General features: G+C 24.7%; 7 protein-coding genes and 1 pseudogene. All 8 read right to left on the bottom strand.

The window, feature by feature from the left end; all coding sequences use genetic code 11:
- Positions 1–454, bottom strand: a pseudogene (locus H2280_RS08045) (hypothetical protein); the annotation flags it as partial.
- Positions 451–1,323: a hypothetical protein gene (locus tag H2280_RS08040; RefSeq protein WP_337216212.1), complete on the bottom strand. Its 873-nt coding sequence runs from the start codon at positions 1,321–1,323 to the stop codon at positions 451–453. The pseudogene H2280_RS08045 and the gene H2280_RS08040, both read right to left, overlap by 4 nt.
- The gene (locus H2280_RS08035; protein WP_337216211.1) at positions 1,316–2,500 is read right to left on the bottom strand and encodes a hypothetical protein; all 1,185 of its coding nucleotides are present in this window, start codon (positions 2,498–2,500) and stop codon (positions 1,316–1,318) included. The genes H2280_RS08040 and H2280_RS08035 overlap by 8 nt, the downstream gene beginning before the upstream one ends.
- 315 nt (positions 2,501–2,815) lie before the next feature.
- Positions 2,816–2,941, bottom strand: a complete 126-nt coding sequence (locus tag H2280_RS08030; protein WP_337216210.1) for a hypothetical protein — start codon at positions 2,939–2,941, stop codon at positions 2,816–2,818.
- Between the two features lie 182 nt (positions 2,942–3,123).
- Positions 3,124–3,486, bottom strand: coding sequence for a hypothetical protein (locus tag H2280_RS08025; protein WP_337216209.1), 363 nt, complete (start codon positions 3,484–3,486; stop codon positions 3,124–3,126).
- Positions 3,467–3,685 carry a hypothetical protein gene (locus H2280_RS08020; protein ID WP_337216208.1) on the bottom strand — a complete coding sequence of 73 codons (219 nt, stop codon included), beginning with the start codon at positions 3,683–3,685 and terminating at the stop codon, positions 3,467–3,469. Before H2280_RS08020 ends, H2280_RS08025 begins: the two co-directional genes overlap by 20 nt.
- A 110-nt stretch (positions 3,686–3,795) precedes the next feature.
- The gene (locus tag H2280_RS08015) at positions 3,796–4,167 is read right to left on the bottom strand and encodes a hypothetical protein (RefSeq protein WP_337216207.1); all 372 of its coding nucleotides are present in this window, start codon (positions 4,165–4,167) and stop codon (positions 3,796–3,798) included.
- Entirely contained in the window at positions 4,133–4,993 is an 861-nt protein-coding gene (locus H2280_RS08010) for a hypothetical protein (protein WP_337216206.1), read from the bottom strand. The genes H2280_RS08015 and H2280_RS08010 overlap by 35 nt, the downstream gene beginning before the upstream one ends.
- Positions 4,994–5,081: the final 88 nt, after the last annotated feature.

The following is a 5,081-nucleotide window of genomic DNA, read 5'->3' as shown; positions in this document are numbered from 1 at the left end:
TGGCTATTGCCACAAAAGCAGAAATGGCTGCTTGAATTGCTATTTTTGCTCCTATTATAAAAAGCTTTGAAGCTACAGTTTCAGAGCCAATTTTTACAATAACTTTTAAGCCATCTCCTGTCTTTTGGTATTCTATTAAAGCATCAATTACACTAAGGGTATTATCTGCTCTTTTTATGATGATTTTAAAAGGGAGTAGGTAGGGTTCTAATTTTTTGAAAGTTTGTTTTAGTGCATCTGTTCCATCACTCAGATATCCAGTAGCACCTTTCATAGTTTGAATTTTATCTTGCTGTGAGGTAGTATCTTCTGTTTTATTTTCATCTTCGATTTCCTTAAGCAGTCTTTCTCCTATCTCATCCACACCTGCTTCTTTTAAAGGAATTTGTAAATCTTTTTCTGTTTCATTTAAATCTTCTTTAACTAATGATTCTTTTTCTAATTCTTTATTCATTTAGCACATTCCTTTAATTTAGTTTGTAGGGTTTTAAGTTCATTGATTTGTTTTGAATTAAGTTTGTAATGTTGAAAAACATTAATTATTTTTTTAAAGTCTACTTTTAAATCATCATCAGTATATATTTTTGATTTTTGATTTAAAAACAATAAAACTTTATCAGCAGCAAGATTAATTTGATTCATACCTTTTAAAATGCTTATGGTTTTAGGATTATTCAAATCACACATAAAATCTTGTGAAAATTCACTAGGATATGGAATAGAAAATATATAATCAAGTCCAATTAGCATGTTGATATACATTCCAATTTCAACTACTGTGAAACTATCAATACGTTTTCGTAAAAAACCTTTTTCTAAAAAATTTTCTAAATTAGTATTTAAATATAACAAAAAGTCTTCAAGAGCATTAAATCTTTCCTTATCAAATGAAAAATAAGTTTTTTTTCCTATAAAAGTTTTTTCTCTATCTAAAAGATAGAGTATGATATCCATATTTGATTTTTCTATAGCATGACCTGCTTGTCTCATAAGTTCAACATTCTCATCTGTGATATTGAAGATAATTAAAGTTTTCATACTTTCAATACCTGTTTGCATCATCTTAAGATTTTCAATAATCATTTTTGTAACTTTTTCTTGATTATAGGTTTCTTTGGATAAGTTTTTTGCAAATTCTAATTCTTTTTTGCCCTCATTTTTACTCCATTTAATCAAAGTATTAAGATCTTCTCTCGCTTTGTTTTCTTTAGCTTCTTTAAATTCTAAAGCTCCATGGATGAAGTCATAAATATTGCTAATAATTATTATAGAAATTAGTATAATAAAAACTATAGTAGAAATTCTTTTTGTTACCTTAAGCAATATTTTTCTCCTTAAAAACAAGATTGTTTTGTACTATAACATTATCAAGTAAAAGATTAAAATCTTGTTCTTTTGTATTGTTTGTATTGTCATTTTCTTGATTTGAATTTTCATTTTTGTTTGAATTTTTATTTATTTCTTTATATTCATTTATTGTTTTACCTTTACTATTTATTTCTTCATTTGCAATTAAAGAATTGATATAAAGTTCATAAGCATTTTCTAAATCTTTAAAACCAAGCTTTTTAAATTCATTCATGCTTTTATAAAGTTCTTTTCTTGCTTGTAAATAGGTATTGTTTAGTTTGGTTTTATGGAGGATGAAAGTAGTATAAAAGCTAGAATTATAGTCTAATTCTTTTATTGTATTTTCATCAAATAAGGCTTGTTGGTTTTTATCAAATAAAGCATAATCTTCACAAAAATATAAAGCTTTTAAAAGATAAGGTTTTGAGTTGATATTAATACTATTAATATCTTCTAAAGAGAGTTTTTGTATATAGGCTATTTTTAAATTATTGATTACTTGTATACACATAAGTTTATAATTATTATATTCTTGACTAAAATGATTAAGATTTTCTAAAAATATTTTATACCCATTGATATAATCTTTTTCATCTTGTATATTATTTATGTACTTAAGACTTTGATTAAAAATACTATTGTTATAAAAATTACAAGAGAAACTATCAAAATTAAATTCTTTTAATAAATTGCTGTTTTTATTATCTATGGAGCATAAAGGAATAAAAGAATTTTGTATGTTTTTATAGTAGGGGTAGGGTTCATTGTTGGAAAGATTAAATGCTTGTTGAACTTTATTTGCACCAAAATAAATAATTTTTTGTGTTGGTTTTTTGATTAAAGAAACTATGGCGCTTGATCCAACAATGCTTCCAATATAATATAATGGTCGCTCTTGAATGTCTTGTTTTAATAGTTGAAATGTTTTTTCTCTAATTTTATCATTTAAAATTATAAGTTTAATAGCCTTATAAAAGACTTCAGCTTGTTCAATAGTCTCATCTTGTTTTGTATCGTCGTCTAAAATTATATTTTCGATTCCAATAATTTTTATTACAAAGTGTCCCAATTCCAAAGCTGTTATAACTGTAGAATCAAATATACCATTTACTAAATCATTAATATGTTGTAAGATAGTCTTATTGGACATTTTGCCTATCCTTTACTCTAATTAGATATATAAAATATACCAAAACAATTTTATAAAATAAATAAAAAATAATTGAAAAAATTATTTTTAAACTTGTGCTTAAATGAAAAATTTCTAGTAAATTCATAAAATAATGCCACAATATAAATAAAATTAAAATATCATTAAAAATACTATACAAAAAAAATAAATAATGAATTCGTTTTATATTTAGTTGTACATTTTTTACAAATTAATTCTTTGCCAAAACCTAATAAAAATATATTTGATACATTTTGCAATTTATTGATTTTTGTTTTACAAACTTCACATTCTTTATAAAAGGACATTGATTTCTCCATCGGTTTTCTTACTACTCTCTACGGCTTCTTGCCCCTCTCTTAAAGCTTCTTTTATACTTTCTTCAATGTTAATAGTAGCATTGTTTTCATTTGCATTCATTTAAAGCCTTTTGAATTTTATTTATTAAATATAAGCTGAGTTAGAAAAATTTTTCAATTCATTCTCCCAATTCTTATTAGCTATACTAGGAATCTTAGAAGTTAAATTTAAATCTAAATTATTAAATTTTTTTCATTTTTTCAAACATTAGGTTTCTACCTGCAAAAGAACATATTTTGGAATTAAGATTTAAAAAGGATACATATATAATAAATTTTCCATATTTGATAAGCCTTTATACCAAGCCCCTTGTCTAAATAGCCTATACTATCTAAATAATCATAAATTTCTTCATAATGTTTTATAAATTTAAGTTTTTCTTCAAAGATTTGTTTTTCTAAATCTTTAGTAGAAACTCTTAGGGTTAAGTATTTTTGTTTTGAAGTGGAATTGATGTCACTTATAAAATTAAGATATTTAAAATAGGCTTGTTCTTTTCTTATTGATGTAGTAGATATTAAGGCGTATTGAATGAAAGCTTGATAATACCTATCCTCAAATCCAAAGAATTTAGCTACCTTAAAATCAAAAATAACCTTTTGCATTTAAGTCTTTAAAATCTTCTAATTTAGGTTGATAATCATCTACAATTTTAATCATATCTTTAGGAGTTGGATTTAGAATTATTTTTTGAAAAAATTTACGTTCTTGATTTTCTTTAGGATAATAATAAATGTTCCAGTAAATCGTGCATAAAGGAGAATAAAGTAATTTTACAAGTATAGCAAATATTGTTATAAGCACAACACAAGGTATATAAATCTTTTAAGTTTATAAAAAGGTTTGTTCATTTAATTCTCTTCTCATTGATACTATAAAGATATAAATTATCCTTAATGATACTTTGTTCTTTTTTATTTTTTATCTTTTTTATTTTGATCTTCTTTGGTTTTTACTTCTTTTGAAGTTTTAGAACATTCTTTATCCGTATATAATCTTACACAATATTTTCCCCAAGTTTGTCCTATGAAAAAATTTCGAAATATTCCGAAATTTGTAGCATTGGTATATCTATCTACATATTTCATATAATCAAGTGCTGAAGCTTGTATGATTATTTCTTTTTCATCTCTTGCTTGATAATCTTTACCTATAAGCACACGGTTATCTTTTCTGGCTAAATCACTTGGTGGTGTGCTTTGCCCCAAAGATAATAAGATAAAATTTCTATTCCATAATCGCCTTTTAAATTTAACGATGCCATTTATCCCTCCATTGCATATCATGAAATAATTGATAATATAATCCAGGAGGATCAAAGTCATAACGCATTTCAACTTCGCCACAATTTGTAATGGGATAATAGATATATTCATGATTGTTTTTATTATCTTTATTTTTCCAATATTCTATAGTGCCTTTTTTAAATTTAAAGTCATGGTCGTTTTCAATAAAATATTTTTGTATCATTAAAGCAAAAACAGAATAACCAAATTTTGAATAATAGCCAGTATCGCCACCAACGACAATAAATCTAATATCATAAGGGATAAAAGTAAAATCACCTAACCTGTCTTCTAAGAGTAAAGAATATTTAAGTTCTAAATCATCTGTTAAAATTTTTTCCTCCTCAAAAGGCCTTACAATGCTAAAACCTTGCATCATTTTTTGCATATTTTCTTCTTGGCTTTTATTAAGATCAATTTGTTTTGCAATATCATCGATACCAAATTGTTTGCCGTTGCTGTAAAATTGACAATTTAAACCTTTCTTTGCTTTTTCTTTGCTTGAATAATAGCAATTAGTGATATCAAGCCAATCTCCATCTGCATTCATAACTAGTGGATCATGTGCTTGATTATAAAGTTTTTCAAGCCAATCTTTAGTAGCTCTTTCAAATAATTCATTTTGGCTTAATCTTCTACCTTCTTTTATACAATAACCCTCTTGATTAAGTGTTACTATAGGACGTAAAGTCACTTTTACATAACCATTTTTAATTTCAGTATAAAAAAGTATTTTATATACTATAAATAATATAGCTATAATCCAAACTATTTTTTTTAATTTTGTATTAAATAAGTAATTAAATCTATAAAAAAGTTTTTTCATTTATGCTCCTAAAATCTAAGCTATTTTATAATAATCCTTATAAACAATTCCTTTCTTAAGTTCTAATTTAATATTTAAACTTTCTTCT

The organism is Campylobacter sp. 2457A, from assembly GCF_020135895.1.
Taxonomy (GTDB): Bacteria; Campylobacterota; Campylobacteria; order Campylobacterales; family Campylobacteraceae; genus Campylobacter_D; species Campylobacter_D taeniopygiae.
The sequence above is the reverse complement of the archived record's forward strand: the minus strand, read 5'-3'. Positions and strand labels throughout refer to the sequence as shown.